17 protein-coding genes and 1 other annotated feature are annotated in these 22,114 nt (G+C 52.3%); of the genes, 6 read left to right on the forward strand and 11 right to left on the reverse strand.

All coding sequences use genetic code 11. The annotated features are described in order from the left end of the window. Positions 1-18: 18 nt before the first annotated feature. From AACU55_RS01455 to dnaX, 7 genes are all read right to left on the reverse strand, one after another. The gene (locus tag AACU55_RS01455) at positions 19-1,338 is read right to left on the reverse strand and encodes an inosine/guanosine kinase (protein ID WP_037036883.1); all 1,320 of its coding nucleotides are present in this window, start codon (positions 1,336-1,338) and stop codon (positions 19-21) included. Positions 1,339-1,376: 38 nt separating this feature from the next. After that, positions 1,377-2,339 (reverse strand): ferrochelatase, encoded by a 963-nt coding sequence (gene hemH, locus AACU55_RS01460; protein ID WP_037036882.1) that lies wholly within the window; start codon positions 2,337-2,339, stop codon positions 1,377-1,379. A gap of 270 nt (positions 2,340-2,609) precedes the next feature. After that, the gene (adk, locus tag AACU55_RS01465) at positions 2,610-3,254 is read right to left on the reverse strand and encodes an adenylate kinase (RefSeq protein ID WP_013576596.1); all 645 of its coding nucleotides are present in this window, start codon (positions 3,252-3,254) and stop codon (positions 2,610-2,612) included. Positions 3,255-3,541: 287 nt separating this feature from the next. Beyond that, positions 3,542-5,407, reverse strand: a complete 1,866-nt coding sequence (htpG, locus tag AACU55_RS01470; RefSeq protein ID WP_037037477.1) for a molecular chaperone HtpG — start codon at positions 5,405-5,407, stop codon at positions 3,542-3,544. Between the two features lie 167 nt (positions 5,408-5,574). Then, the gene (recR, locus tag AACU55_RS01475; RefSeq protein ID WP_013576598.1) at positions 5,575-6,180 is read right to left on the reverse strand and encodes a recombination mediator RecR; all 606 of its coding nucleotides are present in this window, start codon (positions 6,178-6,180) and stop codon (positions 5,575-5,577) included. Next, positions 6,180-6,509 (reverse strand): YbaB/EbfC family nucleoid-associated protein, encoded by a 330-nt coding sequence (locus tag AACU55_RS01480; RefSeq protein WP_013576599.1) that lies wholly within the window; start codon positions 6,507-6,509, stop codon positions 6,180-6,182. Before AACU55_RS01480 ends, recR begins: the two co-directional genes overlap by 1 nt. Positions 6,510-6,550: 41 nt before the next feature. Continuing rightward, complete coding sequence (gene dnaX, locus AACU55_RS01485; protein WP_037036880.1) at positions 6,551-8,500, reverse strand: DNA polymerase III subunit gamma/tau; 1,950 nt, start codon at positions 8,498-8,500, stop codon at positions 6,551-6,553. After that, positions 7,151-7,215 (reverse strand) — a sequence feature (DnaX frameshifting element). (Overlaps the previous gene by 65 nt.) A gap of 322 nt (positions 8,501-8,822) precedes the next feature. Between dnaX and AACU55_RS01490 the strand changes: the two genes are divergently transcribed. Then, a complete protein-coding gene (locus tag AACU55_RS01490; protein WP_134706536.1) occupies positions 8,823-10,886 on the forward strand; it encodes an alpha-amylase in 2,064 nt (687 codons plus the stop codon). A 62-nt stretch (positions 10,887-10,948) separates the two neighbouring features. Here AACU55_RS01490 and apt read toward each other — a convergent pair whose 3' ends face one another. Further along, positions 10,949-11,500, reverse strand: coding sequence for an adenine phosphoribosyltransferase (apt, locus tag AACU55_RS01495; protein WP_013576602.1), 552 nt, complete (start codon positions 11,498-11,500; stop codon positions 10,949-10,951). A 183-nt stretch (positions 11,501-11,683) separates the two neighbouring features. After that, the gene (locus AACU55_RS01500) at positions 11,684-12,052 is read right to left on the reverse strand and encodes a DUF454 family protein (protein WP_013576603.1); all 369 of its coding nucleotides are present in this window, start codon (positions 12,050-12,052) and stop codon (positions 11,684-11,686) included. Between the two features lie 114 nt (positions 12,053-12,166). On the opposite strand from AACU55_RS01500, the gene priC reads away from it, so the two are divergent. Together priC and rsmS are read left to right on the forward strand one after the other, a co-directional pair. Then, positions 12,167-12,703, forward strand: a complete 537-nt coding sequence (priC, locus tag AACU55_RS01505) for a primosomal replication protein PriC (protein WP_013576604.1) — start codon at positions 12,167-12,169, stop codon at positions 12,701-12,703. Positions 12,704-12,798: 95 nt separating this feature from the next. Then, positions 12,799-12,972, forward strand: coding sequence for a pleiotropic regulatory protein RsmS (gene rsmS, locus AACU55_RS01510; protein ID WP_015690305.1), 174 nt, complete (start codon positions 12,799-12,801; stop codon positions 12,970-12,972). Positions 12,973-13,032: 60 nt separating this feature from the next. Here rsmS and mscK read toward each other — a convergent pair whose 3' ends face one another. Next, a complete protein-coding gene (gene mscK / locus AACU55_RS01515) occupies positions 13,033-16,428 on the reverse strand; it encodes a mechanosensitive channel MscK (protein WP_134706537.1) in 3,396 nt (1,131 codons plus the stop codon). A gap of 169 nt (positions 16,429-16,597) precedes the next feature. Beyond that, positions 16,598-17,236 (reverse strand): multidrug efflux transporter transcriptional repressor AcrR, encoded by a 639-nt coding sequence (acrR, locus tag AACU55_RS01520; protein ID WP_013576607.1) that lies wholly within the window; start codon positions 17,234-17,236, stop codon positions 16,598-16,600. A gap of 141 nt (positions 17,237-17,377) precedes the next feature. Here acrR and AACU55_RS01525 point away from each other — a divergent pair, with 141 nt between their 5' ends. From AACU55_RS01525 to AACU55_RS01535, 3 genes are all read left to right on the forward strand, one after another. Further along, positions 17,378-18,553 (forward strand): efflux RND transporter periplasmic adaptor subunit, encoded by a 1,176-nt coding sequence (locus AACU55_RS01525; RefSeq protein WP_013576608.1) that lies wholly within the window; start codon positions 17,378-17,380, stop codon positions 18,551-18,553. Between the two features lie 16 nt (positions 18,554-18,569). Then, on the forward strand, positions 18,570-21,722 hold the full coding sequence (gene acrB / locus AACU55_RS01530) for a multidrug efflux RND transporter permease subunit AcrB (RefSeq protein ID WP_013576609.1): 3,153 nt from the start codon (positions 18,570-18,572) through the stop codon (positions 21,720-21,722). A 121-nt stretch (positions 21,723-21,843) separates the two neighbouring features. Further along, entirely contained in the window at positions 21,844-22,098 is a 255-nt protein-coding gene (locus AACU55_RS01535; protein ID WP_013576610.1) for a type B 50S ribosomal protein L31, read from the forward strand. Positions 22,099-22,114: the final 16 nt, after the last annotated feature.

Consider the following 22,114-nt stretch of genomic DNA (forward strand, 5'->3'; position numbering starts at 1 on the left):
TGACAGCCGCCTGACTCCTTATCGCTCCCAGTAACTTTCTTCCAGGCTGTCTTCACGTTCCGGCAGGCCACGGGTCAGACGCGGCGAGTGCTGGTTCAGCACCTGATAACTCACACGGTTGGCGTATTTACACACCTGCGCCAGCGAGGAATAGGTCAGATATTCGCGGGAATGTTTGCTGGAATTCGGCACAGAAGTCCGGTGGAAACCGTTGGCGGCGATATCATGCAGCAGCGCCGATAATGCACCGTCACCTGCTCCGTTGGTGTTCATGATTTTCTCCGGCCCGCCCATATACGGCGCGATGTGGGAATAAATCTTTAACGGTTGCTGACAACAGTCACGACGCATCGCGCGGCTGAATTCGTACTGATTGAATTCGGCAATCGTCCCCGGCAGCAGCGGATGCTGGGTGGTGCGCTTGAACTCATCTTCGGTATAACTCGCCATAAACAGACCGTTCGGTCCGGCGGTACACAACACCAGATCGACCCAGTCCAGCGCCTTATCCGCCGCCATCAGCGGATCTTTCAGGCCAGTCAGCGCAAAACCTTCATCTTCGTTCATCGCCAGAATCGACACGTTATCACGGATGAAATCACGCCATGCCTGCGGATCTTCGGCGATAACGTATTGTGTGCCCAATGTTAAGACCACCGGCACATGGTACTTCTTCGCGTACTCAATCGCCTGCATGGTGGCTTCCGGCATCGGTTCGCCCGGCTTGCTGCGCAGCAAATACGAGGTCAGTAACAGCGCGGAGGCTCCTGCTATCACATCTTCCGGCACATTTTCCGCACGCAGACCGTTCATTTTGCCCGGACTGATGGCAAAGGTGCGCTCGCCGGTATCGCTGATCAGCGTAAAGCAACGACCTATCGCGCCATCCACGCCCTGCAGGAAGTTAAGATCTACGCGGCTGGAGGTGTTGCAAAGATAACGGTAAGCATAATCGCCAATTTTAACGTTATTACACATCACGCCGAGCAGCACCGAACGGTCATCGGCCAGCACGGAATAGTTGTGCAGTGTGTTACCGACAGTGCCGCCCGCAAACTGGTGCGTGATCAGGGCGTTGCTCATCAGTTCCTGATACAGCGTTTCCGACATCTCATCATCAAGAATATTGGATTCACCGGGCGTCAGCCCGTAACGGGCAACAAAATTCTCATCAACACGCGCTTCGATATCGACCATCGTCTGGTCAATGCCGGCGATGTACGAGGCACCGGCTTCTGACTCCGGCTGCATTGCCTGCAACATAGAATCACGCAATAAAGGGTCGCGTGCGCTGACCGGAAAATAGTGTTTGGACTTACGTTTACCAGGAAATTTCATGCATTATTCTCGGGAGATTCAAAAAACTCAGGCTTCAGTCAGAAGTGCTGAGTGACCAGCTGTTGCAGCAAATCAATATGTTCCGGCTGGTCGTTTAAGGCGTCAATATATTCGAAGCGCTCGCCGCCTGCATGAATAAAAATCTCGCGATTCTCGCCTTTGATTTCCTCCAGTGTCTCCAGACAGTCTGCCGCAAAGCCCGGGCAGAGGATCTGAATATGCTTAACTCCCTGAGCCGGAAGGCCTTTCAGCGTTTCATCGGTGTAAGGCGTCAGCCATGGTTCGCGACCAAAGCGGGACTGGAAGGTCAGCATAATTTTGCCCGCAGGCAGTTGCAGCGCATCGGTCAGCGCCTGCACTGTATCGCGGCAACGCTGTTCGTAGTCATCACCCTGCGCGACAAAACGCTTTGGAATGCCGTGGAAGGACAACACCAGACGGTCCGGTTCGCCATGCTGAGCGAACGAACGTTCGATGCTGGCTTTAAGCGCGGAAATGTAAGCCGGATGGGTGGCGTAATCACGGATAAAGCTCATTGAAGGCAGGCGACGCTGCGATTTCAGCACACGCGCCACGCCGTCAAAAACTGCGGCGCTGGTTGAGCAGGAGTATTGCGGATACAGCGGCAGCACCACCATTTTGGTCACGCCCTGCGCCAGCAGTTTTTCAATCGGTTCTTTCATGCCCGGCTTGCCGTAACTCATCGCCAGTTCAACCGGCGTACCCGGCAGGCGTTCTGCCAGCGCTTTCTGCTGACGACGGCTGTACACCATCAGCGGTGAGCCCTCTTCCATCCACACGGCTTTATACAGTTTGGACACGCGCGGGGAACGCAGCGGCAGGATCACCAAATTCAGGATCGGCCACCACAGCCAGCGGGGGGTATCAACCACACGGATATCACTCAAAAATTCAGCCAGATATTTTCTAACGGCCTGCGGGGTCGGAGCTTCCGGCGTCCCGAGGTTGACCAGGAGAACACCGAATTTGGTCTGCGTCATGCTGAATTTCCTAAATTGAAGGCACTGAAGCCAGTGCGAAAAGTTATGGGCACCACCGTTTATTTGTGATGCGGCAAAGAGGCGCAGGTCATTGTAACGAAAACAAAGACGATGGGAACAACGGCAGAAACTATCAATGCGAATTGTTATTATTAATCCCCGTCACGCTCGCTTGCCGCCGCTCGAATTATTTTGGTATTGGAAATGGAGACCCTAAAAAAACAAACGGGGCGACCGTAGTCACCCCGTGATAGTGCGCAGAACAGACGATCAGCTCAGAATAGCAGCCAGTTCGTCACGCACTGCAGAGACCTGTTGTGTACCGTCAATTTTGACGTACCTGGTATTGCCCGCTTCAGCTTCTTTGCTGTAGTAGGACACCAGCGGCTCAGTCAGCTCATGGTATTCCACCAGACGTTTACGTACGGTTTCTTCCTGATCATCTTTACGGGTGATCAGTTCTTCGCCGGTGACATCGTCTTTACCTTCCACTTTAGGTGGATTGTAATGGATGTGGTACACGCGGCCAGAGCCAGGGTGTACGCGACGACCTACGATGCGATCGACGATCAGTTCGTCAGGCACGTCGAATTCCAGCACGTAATCCACTTTGATGCCCGCGTCTTTCATGGCATCAGCCTGCGGAATGGTACGAGGGAAACCGTCTAACAGGAAACCGTTGCGGCAATCTTCCTGCTGAATACGTTCTTTCACCAGTGCGATAACCAGTTCGTCGGTTACCAGTTTACCGGCATCCATAATCTCTTTTGCTTTCTTGCCGAGTTCACTTCCGGCCTTCACAGCGGCGCGCAACATATCACCGGTAGAAATTTGCGGAATACCAAATTTCTCCATGATGAATTGAGCCTGAGTACCCTTACCTGCGCCCGGAGCGCCCAGCAGAATGATACGCATTGCGTAAATCCCCTTGCATGTAATTTTTATGAATCTCGAAAAACGGTCAACCATACCATTCTGAGCACTTTTGCTCAAGGAACAAGCCCTGCTGAAATTGGGGTTAAGCCTGCGCCATCCGTCGTTCTGCCCACCAGTTTGCGGGGCCACGACCAGCAAGAACATCACGCTACCGGCATGATTGCTGAACTTGACTCACAGGCTTTCAGGGAATGGATACGGGAAGAAGCAAAGCAATAAAAAAGGGTGTCGCTTTCACGACACCCTTTTCGTTTTACGCCAGCTGATTATGCCTGTAACAGCGTATTCATGCGACGGATGAACAGGTTTGGATCTTCCAGCGTGCCGCGTTCTGCGAACAGCGCCTGATCCAGCAGCAGCTCAATCCACTCGCTGAACTGATCTTCATCAGCCACATCAGAAGCACGTTTCACCAGCGCGTGTTCCGGGTTCAGCTCAAAGATGTATTTCACTTCCGGCGCATCCTGACCGGCAGCGGCAAACAGTTTTGCCATCTGCGTGGTCATTTCGTCGGCACCGGTGGTAACGATGGCTGGCGTGTCAGTCAGACGGTGCGTCAGACGCACTTCTTTCACACGGTCACCCAGCAGCGTTTTCACGCGCTCAACGAACGGCTCCAGCGCTTTTTCAGCTTCTTTCTGCTCTTCGCTTTCGTCAGCCAGTTTGTCCAGTGTGTCATCTGCCTTGCTGACGGACTGGAAGACTTTGCCATCAAACTCAGTCAGATAGCTCATCATCCATTCGTCGATACGGTCAGACAGCAACAGGACTTCAATGCCTTTTTTGCGGAACAATTCCAGATGCGGGCTGCTCTTCGCGGCCGCATAGCTGTCGGCAGTGATGTAATAAATTTTGTCCTGGCCTTCGACCATCGACGCCACATACTCTTCCAGCGACAACGTCTGCTCGCTGCTGTCGTTGCGGGTGCTGGCGAAACGCAGCAGTTTGGCGATCGCTTCTTTGTTCGCACCGTCTTCTGCCGGACCTTCTTTCAATACCAGACCAAACTGTTTCCAGAATTGCAGGTATTTTTCGTTGTCGTCTTTCGCCAGTTTTTCCAGCATTTGCAGAACACGTTTGGTCAGCGCACTGCGCAGGTTCTGGGTGATGCGGCTGTCCTGCAGAATTTCACGGGACACGTTCAGCGGCAGATCGTTGGAATCTATCAGACCACGAACAAAACGCAGGTAGTTCGGCATGAACTGCTCGGCTTCGTCCATGATAAACACGCGCTGCACATACAGTTTCAGGCCGTGTTTATGGTCGCGGTTCCACATATCCCACGGTGCCTGTGAAGGGATGTACAGCAGGCTGGTGTATTCCTGCTTACCTTCAACGCGGTTGTGGCTCCAGCTCAGCGGATCGCTGAAATCATGGGAAATGTGTTTGTAGAATTCTTTATATTCGTCGTCGGTGACTTCCGCTTTACCGCGGGTCCACAGGGCCTGTGCCTTGTTGATTTGTTCCCAGGTGACGGTGTCGTCTTCTTCGTTACGGGTTTCGACTTCAACCGGCAACGCAATATGGTCGGAATATTTACTGATGATGGAGCGCACGCGCCAGTCATCCAGGAATTCGTCCTGATCTTCGCGCAAATGCAGGGTAATTTCAGTCCCGCGATCGGCTTTCTCGATATCCGCCAGGGTGTATTCACCTTCACCGGCAGATTCCCAGAATACGCCTTCGTCAGCACTGGCACCGGCTGCGCGGGTGCGCACGGTGACTTTGTCTGCCACGATAAAGGCAGAGTAGAAGCCCACACCAAACTGACCAATCAACTGGCTGTCTTTCGCCTGCTCGGAACCGACAGATTGCAGGAACGCTTTGGTGCCGGATTTGGCGATGGTACCGAGGTTATCGATAACTTCGTCACGACTCATGCCGATACCGTTATCACTCAGCGTCAGGGTGCGTTTTTCTTTATCAAATGCCAGACGGACATGCAGCTCGCCATCACCTTCATAAAGTTCAGGCGCAGACAATGCGCGGAAACGCAGTTTATCAGCGGCATCTGAGGCGTTGGAAATCAGCTCGCGCAGAAAAATTTCTTTGTTTGAATACAGGGAATGGATCATCAGATGAAGCAGTTGTTTTACTTCAGACTGGAATCCGCGTGTCTCTTGTCCTTTCATACTCATCAAATTACCTCAATCCAGATACTGTTATTGACCAAATCAGACGTTGAGGAATAAGTGGGGTTACGTGTCAGGCTTTTCAAGCACAGGGAGAAAATTTTAAGAAGAAATGCAGAGGGATAGCTGAATAAAACGGGGCGCAGAGAACCGCGCCCGCATAACAGTCAGAACCGAAAGGGATGACGTCCGGCAAGGGAATGCGACAGCGTGGTGCCGTCGACCATATCCAGTTCGCCTCCGACCGGCACACCGTGCGCAATGCGGCTCGCCAGTACGCCATACTGGCCGCACATTTCAGCGATGTAGTTGGCGGTCGCTTCACCTTCAACCGTCGGGTTAGTCGCCAGGATCACTTCCTGAATATTTTCACTTTCAAGACGCTCTTCCAGACGGCCTAAACCGATGTCGTCCGGCCCGATGCCATCGAGTGGTGACAGGTGTCCCATCAGCACAAAATAGCGACCAGAGAACTGACCGGTTTGTTCTATCGCATGAATGTCCGCCGGGCTTTCCACCACACAAACCTGACCGTTTTCTTTACGCCGTGGATTGGCGCAAATCGTACAGATTTCCTGCTCGGTGAAGGTACGGCAATCGGCACAATGGCCGATCTCAGACATGGCACGCGTTAAAGACTGCGCCAGCCGCATTCCGCCGCTGCGATCACGTTGCAGCAACTGGAATGCCATACGTTGCGCGGACTTCGGGCCGACACCCGGCAGGCAACGCAACGCCTCCATTAAAGATTCAAGGAGAGGGCTGGTTTGCATCAGAATGGCATCTTGAAGCCTGGTGGCAATTGCATGCCGCCAGATACGGCTGCCATTTTTTCTTTCTGAGTTTCATCGATACGACGTGCAGCATCGTTGAACGCCGCAGCGATCAGATCTTCCAGCATGTCTTTATCGTCTTCCAGCAGGCTTGGATCGATTTCAACGCGACGCACGTTGTGCGCACCGTTGATGGTGATTTTCACCAGGCCAGCGCCTGACTCACCGGTCACTTCCAGCTGAGCGATTTCCGCCTGAGCCTGTTGCATTTTTTCCTGCATCTGCTGGGCCTGTTTCATCAGGTTACCAATGCCGCCTTTTCCAAACATAGTCTTCTCTCTCAGCAATGGCCGCGTCACAATCGCGGCGTTTAAATTGGGCGAATACTTTCCTCATCCAGCTCAGCGTCGAAGAAACGGCGCAAAGTCTGAATGTTGTTATCCGCAATAATAGACTGACGCGCCTGCGCCAGTTTTTCTTCATAAATGGCCTGTCGCCATTCCAGCGGCGTCTTCACCGCCAGATTATCATCTTCCAGCACGGTCAGTTCAACCGGCGTCTGATGCAATGCCGATAAAGCATCCGTCAGCACTTTCTGCGCGGACGGCGAATTCAGGTGCTTTTGCGAGGAACGCAGGTGCAGGCAGATTTTGCCTGGTTCCGGCTGCTCACGATACGCATTCAGCGCCAGTTGCTGCACCAGTTTCGGAATGGTCATCCGGCTGATCTCAGCCGCCCATTCATCACGTTCAATCGCTTCTTCCGCCAGGCGGGAAGCCAGTTCCGGCGATTTTTCATGTTCCAGCGCGGTGCGCAGCGCTTTCGGTGTCGCCACCGGTTCCGGTGCAACTTCCGGTTCCATCATCGCTTTCCAGCGATACGCTTCTTCTTTTATCGGCGCGGCAGGTTCTTTCTTCACAGCCAATGTCTGCGCACGCTCAGTCACCGAAGCGAGACGCTCCAGTGCTGAGGTTGCCGGCCGCGCTTTTCCTGGCGCTGCCGGCTCAGCTTTTTTTGGGGTGGTACTCCCCTGCCTGAGCAATTGTGTTCGTGCCTGTAAAAGTTGCGCGGTGGAATCCGGCATTGACCCCGGTTCTGCATTTCCCTGCGGCGCAGGCGCATTATCGTTTTGTTGCGGCGGCGCGTTACGCGGTGCCGCCGGTTGTGATGGAGCCTGCGGCGCCACATAAGCTGGGGCTGCGACTGGCTGGGGAGCCGGTTCAGCAATAATCACTTTCGGATGGAAGGCCAGCGCGCGCAGCAGCGTCATTTCAACGCCCATACGTTTGTCCGGCGCATAGGCCAGCTCTTTGCGGCCAATCAGTAAGGTCTGATAATAAAGCTGTACGTCTGCAGGCGGAATGACACGCGCCAGTTCGCGCAGGCGTTGTTCAATCGCCGCGTAATGATTATCGAGAACCGACGGTAACAACTGAACCATTGCAATGCGGTGCAGCAACGCCAGCGTTTCCACCAGCAAATTTTCCCAGTCTACGCCACGGGACGCGGCCTGTTCGACCTGCGCCATCATCTGCCCGCCATCGGCGCTGACCAGCGCTTCCAGCATCGCCAGCGGTTGTTCGTCATCCAGTGTACCGAGCATTTGTGCCACGGTTTCGGTCGTCACCGCGCCCTGCCCCATCGCGATCGCCTGATCGGTCAGGCTCAGCGCATCACGCATACTGCCGTCGGCAGCGCGCGAAAGCAGCTGTAAAGCGCGCGGTTCCGTGGTGATGGTTTCCTGGGTTAATACATGTTCGAGCTGTTTACGGATCTGTTCAGCGTCCAGCGCTTTCAGATGGAACTGCAAACAACGCGATAAAATGGTGACCGGCAGTTTTTGCGGATCCGTCGTTGCCAGCAGGAATTTGACGTGTGCGGGCGGCTCTTCCAGCGTTTTCAACAGCGCATTAAAGCTGTGACGCGAGAGCATGTGCACTTCGTCAATCAGGTAAACTTTGAAGCGGCCCCGCGCCGGTGCATATTGCACGTTATCCAGCAGCTCGCGGGTGTCTTCGACTTTGGTACGGGAAGCGGCATCGATTTCAATCAGATCGACAAAACGGCCCTGCTCGATCTCGCGGCAGTTATCACACACGCCACAAGGGGTGGAGGTAATGCCAGTTTCGCAGTTAAGGCCTTTCGCCAGCAGACGGGCGATGGTGGTTTTCCCTACGCCACGGGTACCGGAAAACAGGTAGGCGTGATGGATGCGCCCGAGCGACAAGCCATTGGCCAGCGCGGTCAGCACATGTTCCTGTCCGACGACGTCGGCAAAAGTTTGGGGGCGCCACTTACGGGCAAGAACCTGATAGCTCATTAACACTTCATCGTTGATTTATAATGAATAATTTGACGATACACGAAAAAACATCGTTTAACCCGTCTTTCTGCGCTGGTCTGCGAAACGGAGACTGAAGACTCAGCATAATGATGCCGGAGCCAGACTGCCACTTCTTAGTGTACCAGCAGGGTTGCCATCATTCCTATTACTTTACTTTTTGCGCAGCGCGCCGCAGTTTCTCCACCTTCCTCCTCCTCCTGACAATTCGCCTCACGGGATGAGGGCAAATTTTGCCCACTCATTACACTTGAATTCACCTCTGTTCTGATAATGCTTCCTGCCTTTCGTAAGGAGAGCCATGAAACACCTGACACTGCCTTTATTACTGCTCATTTCTCCCGCCGCACAGGCCGACTGGACGCTGCAAGGCTTCCCCGGTTTCGCCGAACCGGTCAGCGGAATATTCACCAGCCACGCCACGTTACCTAAGGGACAACGCACACTGGAATTACATCAGGATAATCAGTGCTGGCAACCCACGGGCGCGGTAAAGCTTAACGAAATGCTGTCGCTGCAACCTTGTGAAAGCCAGGTACCGGTTAACTGGAAACTGTTCCGCGCGGGGGATTATCAGGTTCGAATTGATACCCGCAGCGGCACCCCCACGCTTCAGCTCAGTTTGAAAACGGCGGAGGAAACCGTCGCCCCGGTGGCGAAAACCTGTCCGCGCGGGGATGGAAAACCGCTGACCGTCGATGTCTCCGGCACTTTTGCTGAGGGTGAAACTGTTCGCGATTTTTATTCTGGTCAGAGCACACAGGTCAGCGGCGGCCACATCACAATGATGCCGGATCCGGCCAGCGGCGGCCTGTTGTTACTGGAAACAGCAGAGCGCAAAGCACCCGCGGCGTTTAGCTGGAAAAACGCCACGGTGTATTTCGTACTGACCGATCGCTTTGAAAACGGCAATCCGGATAACGATCACAGCTATGGCCGTCACAGTGACGGAATGCAGGAAATCGGCACTTTCCACGGCGGTGATCTGGCCGGGCTGACCAGCAAACTCGACTATCTGCAACAGCTCGGCGTTAACGCACTTTGGATCAGTTCGCCGCTCGAGCAGATCCACGGTTGGGTCGGCGGCGGCACCAAAGGCGACTTCCCGCATTATGCCTATCACGGCTATTACACGCTCGACTGGACAAAACTCGATGCCAATATGGGCACCGGCGAAGATTTACAGAAACTGGTCAGCGAAGCGCACAAACGTGGGATCCGCATTTTATTTGACGTTGTCGTCAATCACACCGGCTATGCCACGCTGGCAGACATGCAAACCTTCCAGTTCGGCTCGTTGTATCTGAAAGGTGATGACATCGGAAAAACACTCGGCAAAAACTGGACTGACTGGAAGCCCGGTCCAGGCCAGAACTGGCACAGTTTTAATGATTATATTAATTTCGGCGACAAAGACGGCTGGAGCACCTGGTGGGGGGAAAAATGGATCCGCACCGACATTGGTGACTATGACTCGCCCGGTTATGACGATCTGACGATGTCATTGGCCTTCCTGCCGGATATTAAAACGGAATCCACACAAGCCAGCGGCCTGCCCGTTTTCTATCGCAACAAACCCGATACGGCCGCACGTGAAATTCCCGGTGCAACACCGCGTGATTATCTGGTCACCTGGCTCAGTCAGTGGGTGCGGGATTACGGCATAGACGGATTCCGTGTGGATACCGCCAAACACGTCGAAAAAGCGACACTGGCATTACTCAAAGACCGTTCAGCCGAAGCCCTGAAACAATGGAAAACGACCAATCCTGCAAAGGCGCTGGATGACGCACCATTCTGGATGACCGGCGAGGCCTGGGGGCACGGAGTAATGAAAAGCGATTATTACGCCAATGGTTTTGACGCAATGATTAATTTTGATTTTCAGGATCAGGCCGCGGCAGCGCTGAGTTGTTTTGCCAGCATCGATGCAACTTATCAGCAGATGGCGGAGAAAATGCAGGATTTCAATGTCCTCAGTTATTTGTCATCGCATGATACCCGGCTGTTTTTCGCTGCCGATGCCAAAGGTTCTCTACCGTTACAGCAGCGCGCCGCAGATTTGTTGCTACTGGCACCCGGCGCGGTGCAGATTTATTACGGCGATGAAAGTGGCCGCCAGTTTGGCGCGACGGGTTCAGATCCTTTACAGGGAACGCGTTCTGACATGAACTGGAGTGAGCTGACCGGTCCGAAACAGGCTTTACTGAAGCATTGGCAAAAACTGGGAACTTTCAGGGAACAACATCCGGCGGTTGGCGCGGGCGTGCAGAAATCGCAGCTGACGGCGCAATATTATGCCTTCAGCCGTCAGCAAGGTGACGATAAAATAATGGTGGTCTGGGCAGAAGAAAGAGGGAAATAACGGCGCAGAAAGCAAAAGGCCTCGCGTTAACGGCGAGGCCAGTTCACATCAACGCGCATGAATCAGTGGCCGTCGAAACAGACCAGACTGTAGCAGTTGATATTTGAATCGTTCAGGCGTTTTTCACCGCCCAGTTCCGGCAGGTTAATGATGAATGCAGCATCAGTCACTTCTCCCCCCAGACGACGGATCAGTTTCGCGGTGGCTTCAATCGTGCCGCCTGTTGCCAGCAAATCGTCGATCACCAGAATTTTTTCGCCAGGTTGAATCGCATCAACGTGGATTTCAAGGCTGTCAGTGCCGTATTCCAGATCGTAGGTTTCGCTGATGGTTTCACGCGGTAATTTGCCCGGTTTACGCACGGGAACAAAGCCCACGCCCAGAACCAGCGCAACCGGTGCGCCAAACAGGAAACCTCGTGCTTCAGTGCCCACCACTTTGGTGACGCCGGCATCGCGGTAACGATCAGCCAGTAACTGAATGCTTGCAGCGTAAGCTTTTGGGTCTTCCAGCAAGCTGGTGACGTCACGGAACAGTATGCCTGGCTTAGGATAGTCAGGGATGGTTTTGATACTGTCTTTAATAAACTGTAGCTGCTGTGCGGTAGCGGTCATAATGTAATTGCCTGATAAAGCTGCTGTTCATACTTAAACGCGGGCGGTCAAATGTCCCCCGCCATGCCTGTATAAAGCATGTCGTTCAAGGAAGGAAATTGGGAGCGCACCGACGTACGAGATGCCCAAATCTATGCAAAGCTGCTTTAAAAAGCAACCCGCAGCCGGACATGATCGCCTGTTTTATTGCTCAAGGTCAACCACTGGTAATCGCCACATCATGATCAGCAACGCAAACATCATGCAAACCAATAAAATACGCACCCACAATAACGGCACAAAATATATCGAAATAGCGAAAGTCACCACAATCAGCGCAACCGCTTTCGGCTTTACACCTTTCGGTAACGCGCGATGTGTCTGCCAGTGGCGCAGATAGCTGCCAAACCATGAGCGGTACAATAACCACTGATGGAAACGGGGAGAGGACCGGGCAAAGCACCAGGCCGCCAGCAGTAAAAAGGGGGTTGTCGGCAACAACGGTAACACCACGCCGAGCGTCGCCAGCACCACACACAACCAGCCAACGGTAATCAGTAGTACGCGTTTCATGCATTTCCTTCAGCTTAAAACAGGCTGCATAGCCGATTTACGGTTTCTCAGTGTAAACAAGTGCGCAGAGGCTGTCATACCGGTAAGCTACGCCAGAGTTTAAGGGAGGTTATCGTGAGCACAGAACGAATTTTACATGTCCTCGATCAGCAGATCGAAACACTGGCTCGGGAAATTGAACCGATCGGCCATGTTTCCGCCTCACAGGCACGGTTTGATGTCGCACTTTTCTCAACCAAAGGCACTCGGTTGCGCGATTATCTGGCAGAAATTAAAACCAATTTGCGGCAACTGAATCAGGAAGTACTCGAAAAACGCTCTGCGCAGGTGGCGTTTATCGCCGAACGGCTGGTGGCACAAATTACCGCCATGCAGCGCGAACTGGCGACCCAGTCTCTGCGCAAAACGCACCAGACACCGGAACGCAAAAGCCATGATAATTACACCAAACTGGCGGAAACTCAGCAGTTCGAGCGACGTCTGATTGCGATGATTGAAGATCGGGAAACCACGCTGGGTCAGCTGGCGACATTCAGCGATCAGCAGCGGGTGCAGAAGGAACTGGCGGCGCTCGAAGGACGTTTAATGCGTTGTCGTCAGGCGCTGGCCAAAATAGAGAGACAAATCGAACGGCAGGAAAAAGGTTTTTGAATCTTTATCACATTTTTTTAATCCGGCATTCAGGCCGGACCTTTTCTTATCTATAATAGTAAGTCCAAAACCTGCTAATCATAATGTTGGCCTATATGTCCGTAGAAAATGCGCCCCCCGAACTTCAGCTTGCTGTCGATTTGATTTACCTGCTTGAGTGCAATGAAATTGCCCCTGAAACCGCGCTTGCGGCGCTGGAAATCGTACAACGCGATTATCAGGAAAAGTTGAAAAACAGTAAGAGTACGCTTTCGATCAGTTACCTATAAGCCGACCGGCTGCCTGCTTCAGGGGAACCCGTCAATTTCCCCTGAATGGCACCGAATTTCTCAGCTCTGTGGCAATGCATCCGGTTCATCGCCCGGTTGTCGCATTACACGTTTCACTTCCTGCACTTCACTGCCGTCCTGATTATGCAGATACACCTCCAGCTGATTGAACGCGATATTAATGCCGTTTTCGCGGCAAAGCTTATCAATGCTGCGGTTAAGTTCATCCACGGTATAACTGCGATCCCCCAGCTCACGCACATACACTCGCAGTTCGTGATCGAGCGTGCTGGCCCCGAAATTCAGGAAGAACACCAATGGCGCGGGGTCACTCATCACACGGGCGTTTTCATGCGCCGCCTGCAATAAGATCTCTTTCACTTTGTCGAGATCGGAACCATACGCCACACCGAGTTTGATCAACACGCGGGTGACGGTGTCGCTCAACGACCAGTTGATCAGCCGCTCGGTCACAAACGCTTTATTCGGGATGATCACTTCTTTGCGGTCGAAATCGATAATCGTAGTCGCACGGATACGAATGCGGCTGACGGTGCCTGAGAATGTCCCGATGGTCACGGTATCGCCAATACGCACCGGGCGTTCGAAGAGAATGATCAGCCCTGAAACAAAGTTCGCGAAGATCTCCTGCAAACCAAAGCCCAGCCCCACCGACAGCGCGGCCACCAGCCATTGCAATTTATCCCACGAGACGCCGAGCGATCCGAGCGCTGTCACTGCGCCAATCACCGTAATCGAATAGGTCAGAATGGTGGTAATGGCGTAGGACGTCCCCTGCCGCAATTGCAGCCGCGACAACACGACAACCTCAAGCAATCCCGGCAAATTTCGCGTTAATACATACGCCACAATCACCGCGAGGAAACCGAGCAGGAAATTCCCCAGCGTCACCGTTTGCTGAATGACCGCGCCCGCCACCGTGCTGGAGTAATGCCACAAGGTAATGCTGTCCAGATACGAAATCACCGTCAGCAAATCCGACCAAATCCAGTAAAACACTGTCGCGAAGATAAAGAACAGGCCCATCGTGGTCAGGCGTAATGACTGCTGGTTGATCTGATCCAACCCGATCTGCGGCTCTTCGACCGGCTCGTTGCCCTCCGCGCCATCTTTCGCCGCTATGGTCTGGCGACGCGCCAGCGCTCGGCGATAAGCCAGGCGCCGCGCGGCAACACTGAGTCCGCGCAATGCCGCAAGATAGGCAATGTTCCAGAAAATCAGCAGATACAGGCTGTCAATCCAGCGACCTGCCAGTCGCAACGTGGTGTAAAAATACCCGCTGACCACCAATCCGACGAAGAAAATCGGTGCCAGGGCAATCGCCGTCACCACCACCAGACGAATACTGTGCGAATCTTTTTCACGCCAGCCATCGCGCGCAATCGGGAAAACCAGAACGGTCAGGGCTAGCATCGTCAGGAAAATCACGACCTGTCCGATGATGTCATCCACCAGCCCGAGCGGCGCTTTCTCACCGCGTACCGACCAGAAAATCAGCGGTAACATCACCAGACTCAGACGAATGACAGAACGACGATAGTGAGCACAAGTGGCCGCCGGCGTATTGAAGTGCCGTTCATTTATGCCGCCCGGTTTGAGAATTCGATAACAAAAGCCCATCACCAGCTGGAAAACCGCCAACCGTTGCGCCAGTGTCCAGAAGAAATCACTCGGCTCGATATCACACACTGAAAGCCAGTAGCCGATGCCGAGCATCAGCAGGACGCCGGGCAAAACATTCAGCGCCATTAGTGCCAGCGCCTGCGGCGTATGCAGTTGGCTGTCCCGCTTGAGCTGTCCGACATCATTGCTCAACATTTCAATCCGCTGGTTAATATATTTCCTGCGCCACAGCAGCAACAAAATTACGGTTAACAGCGGAATGGTCACCGGCAGGGAATGCAGTGCACCTAGCATCAGCTCACCCGGCGGAATACTGACATGCAGGCTGCTCAGCTGATTTTTCACTTCATCTGGCAATGACTTGATGAACTCCCAGTTCATCGGTTTATTGCTGCTCACCCAAAAAATCTGCTGGGTCAGCGTTTCGGTCAGCGACTGGTTGATGCTCAGCAATTGTTGCTGGTTAATCTGCAAACTGATGGCCAGCGACAACTGATTACCGAGCTGTTTATTCAGTTGATCAAGTAGCTCACGTCGCATGTCGACAATCTGATCCAGTGCATCACTGATATCGCCGTTAATCGTCTCTTTGCTGTTGGCCACTACGCCCTGAATGTAGCTGTCGCCCTGGAATAAGGCATCACGCTGCTGATTGATCTTGAACTGTTCGAGACGCAGATCGGCAATGTGCGTGCTCATGTCCGTTATCAGGCCGGAAGGCGGGATGGTATTTTGTTGTTGCTGATATAAAATGCGCGACAGCAATAAACTGCCCTTCAGTACAGTGATTTGCTCTTTGAGGTCATGCTCAGCCTGCGCCGAACGGTCGAGCCAGTTTTTCACCGTGATGTTTTTCTGCACCAGCTGGTTGCCCTCTTCCGTGGCGGCAATCAGGCGTTCACTGAGCTGGCGGTTAATCCCCAGTTCCTGCGCAACAAGCGGATCATTTTGGATGTCCGAGGTGTCGTCCGGGGTCTGTGCTTCTTTTGCCGTGCGTTCAGACAAAATCAGCCGTTTTCCGTTGACCACTTCCTGCAACAGCTGCGCGGTATGTTCCAGCTGGCTGATGTGCGCATTGGTGTAATCGCGTTGTTTTTGCAGTAAATCCTGTAACGTAGTGTTGGCCTCGAGGCTCTTACGTTGCAGATCAATCTGCGCACTCAGCAAAGCCTGCTGCGTCACGAGCATATTTTGCTGAGTAGTTCGTAAATCTTGCTGACCAGGCGACATGCCATTGAGCTGATTGCGGATTTTCTGGATAGCCAGCGAATAGGTGTACATCGCGTTCTGCACGCGTTCCGGCTGGGTTTGCAGGGAAATCAGCTGGGTATTGAATGTGGATAAATCTTCCTGAGAAGACTGAAGATCATCGAGGGTATCGTTAAGACGATTTTCCAGCTGACGCAGCGATAAAGCGCCAAGTTGCGCTTTGTTGACGTCATCTTTGGGGTTGTTTTTGATTTGCTCGAGGCCATCCATCGCCACCCGTAATTTCTGCGGTGCTTCTGCGACCTGTTTTTGCAGCTGATTAACTTCCTGTTTCACCCGATCAAGCGCATCAAGGTATTCCAGCATGTGGATCAAATCCTGTTGCGATAGCTTATCGACCGGCGTCAGGTTTTTTTGGCGATTTAACGCATCAAGCTGGTTTTGAACTTCATTACGGCCCGGAATATCATTACTGGCAGCATGACCGGGGAAGGAGAAAAGAAACAATGCAACACATATCACAAACGTAAAAAAACCTGCCATTCCCTTTTTTTTCAGGAGAGAAATTACGTCAGAAGCGGCGGCCAGAAACCAGATAAACATACGTCGGTGTCAACTCATACCAAATGAATAATAGGTGATGACAATAGCAGCGTTCACGATGAAAGGAAGGAGAAAAGCGTATCTGAATACAACATCAGTGTGTTTATTTTGTCGCCAAAATGGAGAACAGATTTGCAGGCTTATTAATACAGCGGAAAGCAGTAAGACGTTATTTTATCATGGTAAGAAAGGATGAGTGGCGGAGCATATCTATATACGTATCCACAAACCTTCCGGCATTGCCTTCTAAATCAAAGCTTTCAGGAATAAATAACCAGTTTTCCATTAAACCGGAGAGATAGGCGCGTAAAATAACTGCGGCCTGGCGGGTATCGAGATTGGCCGGGAGTTGCTTTTCTTCTATGCAGCGTACGAGAATACGCTCAATTTTACCGTATCCTTCCATATAGAGCGCTTTGCGCGCTTCATGAACCGATGTCATCTCCCCAACAAATTCACATTTATGGAATATAATCTCCATCAATGCTTTACGCTGGCTATCTGTCACGGTGGCGACCAGTATGTAAATAAGGATTTCGCGCAAAATACGCAGTGGATTATTCGGAAACTTTGTCTGATACTCTACTTCGAGCACTTTTATCCGGGATTCATAAGCTTCCCAGATCGCGTTAAACAGTTCCACTTTGTTCCTGAAATGCCAATAAATTGCGCCCCGCGTCACACCGGCTGCATTTGCAATATCAGTCAGTGATGTCGACGATACTCCACGGGCAGAAAATTCACGCACAGCAGCATCCAGAATCTGTTGTCTGGTTTCCAGTGCCTGTGATTTGGTTTTTCGTGCCATAGGTTTATCTTTATGGGGAGTTTGATTTACATACATTCTTGAATGTATGTAACATAGCACGCACATACTAAAAGCGCAGCAATGGATTTGGGATGTTGTGATCCATTGGACAATTTGAAATCGGACACTTGAGGTTTATTTATGAACAAAAACAGAGGGTTAACGCCTCTGGCGGTAGTTCTGATGCTATCCGGAAGCTTAGCACTTACAGGATGTAACGATAAAGAAGCTCAGCAAGGTGCGCCACAGGCTCCGCAGGTTGGCGTCGTTACCCTGAAAACTGAACCGCTAAATGTGACTACCGAACTTCCTGGTCGTACTGCTGCTTTTCGCATTGCTGAAGTGCGCCCGCAGGTTAACGGTATCATTCTCAAACGTAACTTCGTTGAAGGTAGCGACATCAAAGCCGGTACCTCCTTATATCAAATTGATCCTGCCACTTATCAGGCCGCGTATGACAGCGCTAAAGGCGATCTGGTAAAAGCTCAGGCGAATGCACAAATTTCCCGTCTTACCGTGACACGTTACAAGCCTCTGCTCGGTACCAGTTACATCAGCAAGCAAGATTACGATACGGCTGTCGCAACTGCGGCACAGGCTGATGCTGCAGTAGTCAGTGCGAAAGCAGCCGTTGAGTCTGCACGCATCAATCTGGCTTACACCAAAGTGACCTCCCCGATCAGCGGACGTATCGGTAAATCGTCTGTGACAGAAGGTGCGCTGGTGTCTAACGGCCAGGCCACTGCGCTGGCAACCGTGCAACAGCTCGACCCTATCTACGTTGACGTAACACAGTCCAGCAATGATTTCCTGCGTCTGAAACAGGAACTGGCTGACGGTTCACTGAAACAGGCTGACGGTAAAGCGCAAGTCAAACTGCTGATGGATAACGGTAAAGAATATTCACAGCCGGGTACATTAGAATTCTCTGATGTGACTGTTGATGAAACCACCGGTTCCATTACTTTACGAGCCATCTTCCCGAATCCAAATGATTCCCTGCTGCCGGGTATGTTTGTGCGCGCACGTCTTGATGAAGGTGTTAACAACAACGCACTGCTGGTTCCGCAGCAAGGTATCACCCGTAACCCACGTGGTGATGCAACAGCGATGGTTATCGGCGCTGACAATAAAGTTGAACTTCGTACTGTGACCACAACACAAGCTATTGGCGACAAATGGGTTGTTACCGACGGTTTAAAAAGTGGCGATAAAGTTATCGTGACAGGACTGCAAAAAATTAAGCCAGGCGTACAGGTTACTGCACAGGAAGTCGATCAAAACGCAGCAGCGCCCGCTACAGCGACGAAGTCTTAATAGGAGCCGGTAATTCATGGCTAAGTTTTTTATAGATCGTCCCATCTTTGCATGGGTGATCGCCATCATAATCATGTTGGCGGGGGGATTGGCAATTCTTAAATTGCCAATTGCGCAGTATCCAACCGTTGCGCCACCGGCTATCCAGCTGACCGCAACCTATCCGGGCGCGGATGCGCAAACGGTACAGGATACCGTTACTCAGGTTATTGAACAGAACATGAACGGTATCGACAACATGATGTACATGTCGTCGACCAGTGATTCATCCGGTACTGTTCAGATTACCCTGACCTTTGCTTCAGGTACTGACGCGGATATCGCACAGGTACAGGTTCAGAACAAACTGCAGCTCGCAACGCCGTTGCTGCCGCAGGAAGTTCAGCAACAGGGTATCTCCGTTGAGAAATCGAGCAGCAGCTTCCTGATGGTGGCCGGTTTTATTTCCAACAATGGTTCAATGACTCAGGATGACATCGCCGACTACGTCGGTTCCAACGTCAAGGATCCTATCAGCCGTACCGCCGGTGTGGGTGACGTTCAGCTGTTTGGTGCTCAGTATGCGATGCGTATTTGGATGGATCCGAACAAACTGAACAACTTCCAGCTGACGCCGGTGGACGTGATTAACGCCATCAAAGTTCAGAACAACCAGATTGCAGCCGGTCAGTTGGGTGGTACGCCACCGGTTCCGGGTCAGCAGTTGAACTCCTCTATCGTGGCCCAGACCCGTCTGAAGTCACCGGATGAATTCGGCAAAATCATTCTGAAAGTGAATCAGGATGGTTCTCAGGTTCGCCTGAAAGATGTGGCTAAAATCGAACTTGGTGGTGAAAACTACGACGTTATTGCCCGTTTTAACGGACAACCTGCGTCAGGTTTGGGTATCAAACTGGCAACGGGTGCGAACGCCCTGAACACCGCGGCGTCTGTAAAAGCCACGCTGGCTAAACTTGAACCGTTCTTCCCGGCTGGCTTAGAAGTTGTTTACCCATACGACACTACGCCGTTCGTAAAAATCTCGATTAAAGAAGTCGGTAAAACGCTGTTCGAGGCCATCGTCCTGGTATTCCTGGTGATGTTCCTGTTCCTGCAAAACTTCCGCGCAACCCTGATCCCAACGATCGCGGTTCCTGTGGTCTTGCTGGGCACCTTTGCAATCCTGGCGGCATTCGGTTATTCGATAAACACCCTGACGATGTTCGGGATGGTGCTCGCGATAGGCTTGCTCGTCGATGACGCCATCGTCGTCGTCGAGAACGTCGAACGCGTCATGGTCGAAGAGGGGCTGCCGCCTAAAGAAGCCACCAAAAAATCCATGGAGCAAATCCAGGGTGCATTGGTCGGTATCGCGATGGTGCTGTCCGCAGTATTCATCCCGATGGCCTTCTTCGGCGGTTCAACCGGTGTTATCTACCGTCAGTTCTCCATCACCATCGTTTCTGCCATGGTGCTGTCGGTTCTGGTGGCGATGATCCTGACGCCTGCGCTTTGTGCGACCATGCTTAAGCCGGTTGCCAAAGGCGAGCATCACGAGAAGAAAGGTTTCTTCGGCTGGTTTAACAAGAAATTCGAGCAAAGTACGCACCACTACACCGACAGCGTAGGCAACATTCTGCGCAGCACCGGTCGTTATCTGGTGATTTATCTGTTGATCGTTGTCGGCATGGCATTCCTGTTTATCCGCCTGCCAACCTCCTTCCTGCCGGAAGAAGACCAGGGTGTATTCCTGACCATGGCGCAGTTGCCAGCAGGTGCAACCCAGGAACGTACGCAGAAAGTGCTCGATGAAGTTACCGATTACTATCTGAACAAAGAAAAAGCGAACGTGAACTCGGTGTTTACGGTTAACGGCTTTGGCTTCGCAGGTCGTGGTCAGAATACCGGTATCGCGTTCGTCAGTCTGAAAGACTGGTCTGAGCGTAGCGGCGCTGAAAACAAGGTTCCTGCGATTGCAGGCCGTGCAATGGGTGCGTTCAGTACCATTAAAGATGCACTGGTGTTCCCGTTCAACTTACCCGCGATTGTTGAGTTGGGTACGGCGACAGGCTTCGACTTCCAGCTGATTGACCAGGCTAACCTTGGGCATGACAAACTGACACAAGCACGTAACCAGTTGCTGGGCATGGTGGCTCAACATCCTGACTTGCTGACTCAGGTTCGTCCGAACGGTCTGGAAGATACACCACAGTACAAAATCGAGATTGATCAGGAAAAAGCAACGGCACTTGGCGTTTCAATTTCCGACATCAACACCACATTGGGTGCCTCGGTTGGTGGTAGCTACGTCAACGACTTCATCGATCGTGGTCGTGTGAAGAAAGTGTACGTTCAGGCTGAAAATAAATACCGTATGTTGCCATCAGACATCAACAATCTGTATGTCCGTGGCAGCGCAGGCCAGATGGTGCCGTTCTCCGCGTTCTCAAGTGCGAAATGGGAATACGGCTCACCGCGTCTGGAACGTTATAACGGCCTGCCATCAATGGAAATTCTGGGTCAGCCAGCTCCGGGTAAAAGTTCGGGTGCTGCCATGGCGATGATGGAGTCTCTGGCTTCTAAACTGCCAAACGGTATCGGCTATGACTGGACTGGCCTGTCTTATCAGGAACGTTTGTCAGGTAACCAGGCCCCGGCCTTGTACGCTATCTCCCTGATCGTCGTCTTCCTGTGTCTGGCAGCGTTGTACGAAAGCTGGTCAATACCGTTCTCGGTTATGCTGGTGGTTCCGCTCGGTGTTGTCGGTGCACTTATTGCAGCTACGATGCGCGGTTTGAGCAACGACGTATACTTCCAGGTGGGTCTGCTGACCACTATCGGGCTGTCTGCGAAGAACGCCATATTGATTGTTGAATTCGCCAAAGACCTGATGGATAAAGAAGGCAAAGGTCTTATCGAATCAACGCTTGAAGCGGTTCGTATGCGTCTGCGCCCGATCCTGATGACATCGCTGGCGTTCATCCTTGGTGTTATGCCGCTGGTTATCAGTTCCGGTGCAGGTTCCGGCTCACAGAACGCTGTAGGTACCGGCGTAATGGGCGGGATGATCACGGCGACCCTGCTGGCGATCTTCTTTGTTCCGGTCTTCTTCGTGGTGGTTCGTCGCCGCTTTGGTAAGAAGAACGAGGATATCGAACATACGCACAAAGTAGAGCATCCGACGCTGTAACCGGATCTCCCACCTAAACGAAAGGCCGCTTATGCGGCCTTTTTTTTCGCCTGAGACTTGAACCTGAAAAAGGATGAGTGCATAATTAATGTTATAGTATAACATAACATTTAGAGGCATTATGAAACCCACTATCCATCCTGCGTACCGCACCGTGGTTTTTCACGACACCAGTGCTGACGAATACTTCAAAGTTGGCTCGACTATCTCGACGGATCGCACCATTGAACTGGAAGGGGCTACCTACCCGTATATCAGCATTGAAGTGTCTTCAGCCTCTCACCCTTACTACACCGGTAAGCAGAAAGAGTATTCCAAAGAAGGCAGTACCGCGCGCTTTAACCAACGCTTCGGCAGCTTCCTCGGTAAGAAATAAATGACATCAGGGAAAT

Source organism: Rahnella sp. CJA17(1/100) (assembly GCF_963881615.1).
In the GTDB taxonomy this organism is placed as follows: domain Bacteria; phylum Pseudomonadota; class Gammaproteobacteria; order Enterobacterales; family Enterobacteriaceae; genus Rahnella; species Rahnella aceris.

Coding starts and splice junctions, on each gene's coding strand:
- rsmS (WP_015690305.1), top strand. CDS start 12,799: ATGTCCGTAGAAAATGCGCCCCCCGAACTTCAGCTTGCTGTCGATTTG.
- AACU55_RS01490 (WP_134706536.1), top strand. CDS start 8,823: ATGAAACACCTGACACTGCCTTTATTACTGCTCATTTCTCCCGCCGCA.
- hemH (WP_037036882.1), bottom strand. CDS start 2,339: ATGACGCAGACCAAATTCGGTGTTCTCCTGGTCAACCTCGGGACGCCG.
- AACU55_RS01480 (WP_013576599.1), bottom strand. CDS start 6,509: ATGTTTGGAAAAGGCGGCATTGGTAACCTGATGAAACAGGCCCAGCAG.
- recR (WP_013576598.1), bottom strand. CDS start 6,180: ATGCAAACCAGCCCTCTCCTTGAATCTTTAATGGAGGCGTTGCGTTGC.
- AACU55_RS01500 (WP_013576603.1), bottom strand. CDS start 12,052: ATGAAACGCGTACTACTGATTACCGTTGGCTGGTTGTGTGTGGTGCTG.
- AACU55_RS01525 (WP_013576608.1), top strand. CDS start 17,378: ATGAACAAAAACAGAGGGTTAACGCCTCTGGCGGTAGTTCTGATGCTA.
- apt (WP_013576602.1), bottom strand. CDS start 11,500: ATGACCGCTACCGCACAGCAGCTACAGTTTATTAAAGACAGTATCAAA.
- mscK (WP_134706537.1), bottom strand. CDS start 16,428: ATGTTTATCTGGTTTCTGGCCGCCGCTTCTGACGTAATTTCTCTCCTG.
- acrR (WP_013576607.1), bottom strand. CDS start 17,236: ATGGCACGAAAAACCAAATCACAGGCACTGGAAACCAGACAACAGATT.
- htpG (WP_037037477.1), bottom strand. CDS start 5,407: ATGAAAGGACAAGAGACACGCGGATTCCAGTCTGAAGTAAAACAACTG.
- adk (WP_013576596.1), bottom strand. CDS start 3,254: ATGCGTATCATTCTGCTGGGCGCTCCGGGCGCAGGTAAGGGTACTCAG.
- dnaX (WP_037036880.1), bottom strand. CDS start 8,500: ATGAGCTATCAGGTTCTTGCCCGTAAGTGGCGCCCCCAAACTTTTGCC.
- AACU55_RS01535 (WP_013576610.1), top strand. CDS start 21,844: ATGAAACCCACTATCCATCCTGCGTACCGCACCGTGGTTTTTCACGAC.
- AACU55_RS01455 (WP_037036883.1), bottom strand. CDS start 1,338: ATGAAATTTCCTGGTAAACGTAAGTCCAAACACTATTTTCCGGTCAGC.
- acrB (WP_013576609.1), top strand. CDS start 18,570: ATGGCTAAGTTTTTTATAGATCGTCCCATCTTTGCATGGGTGATCGCC.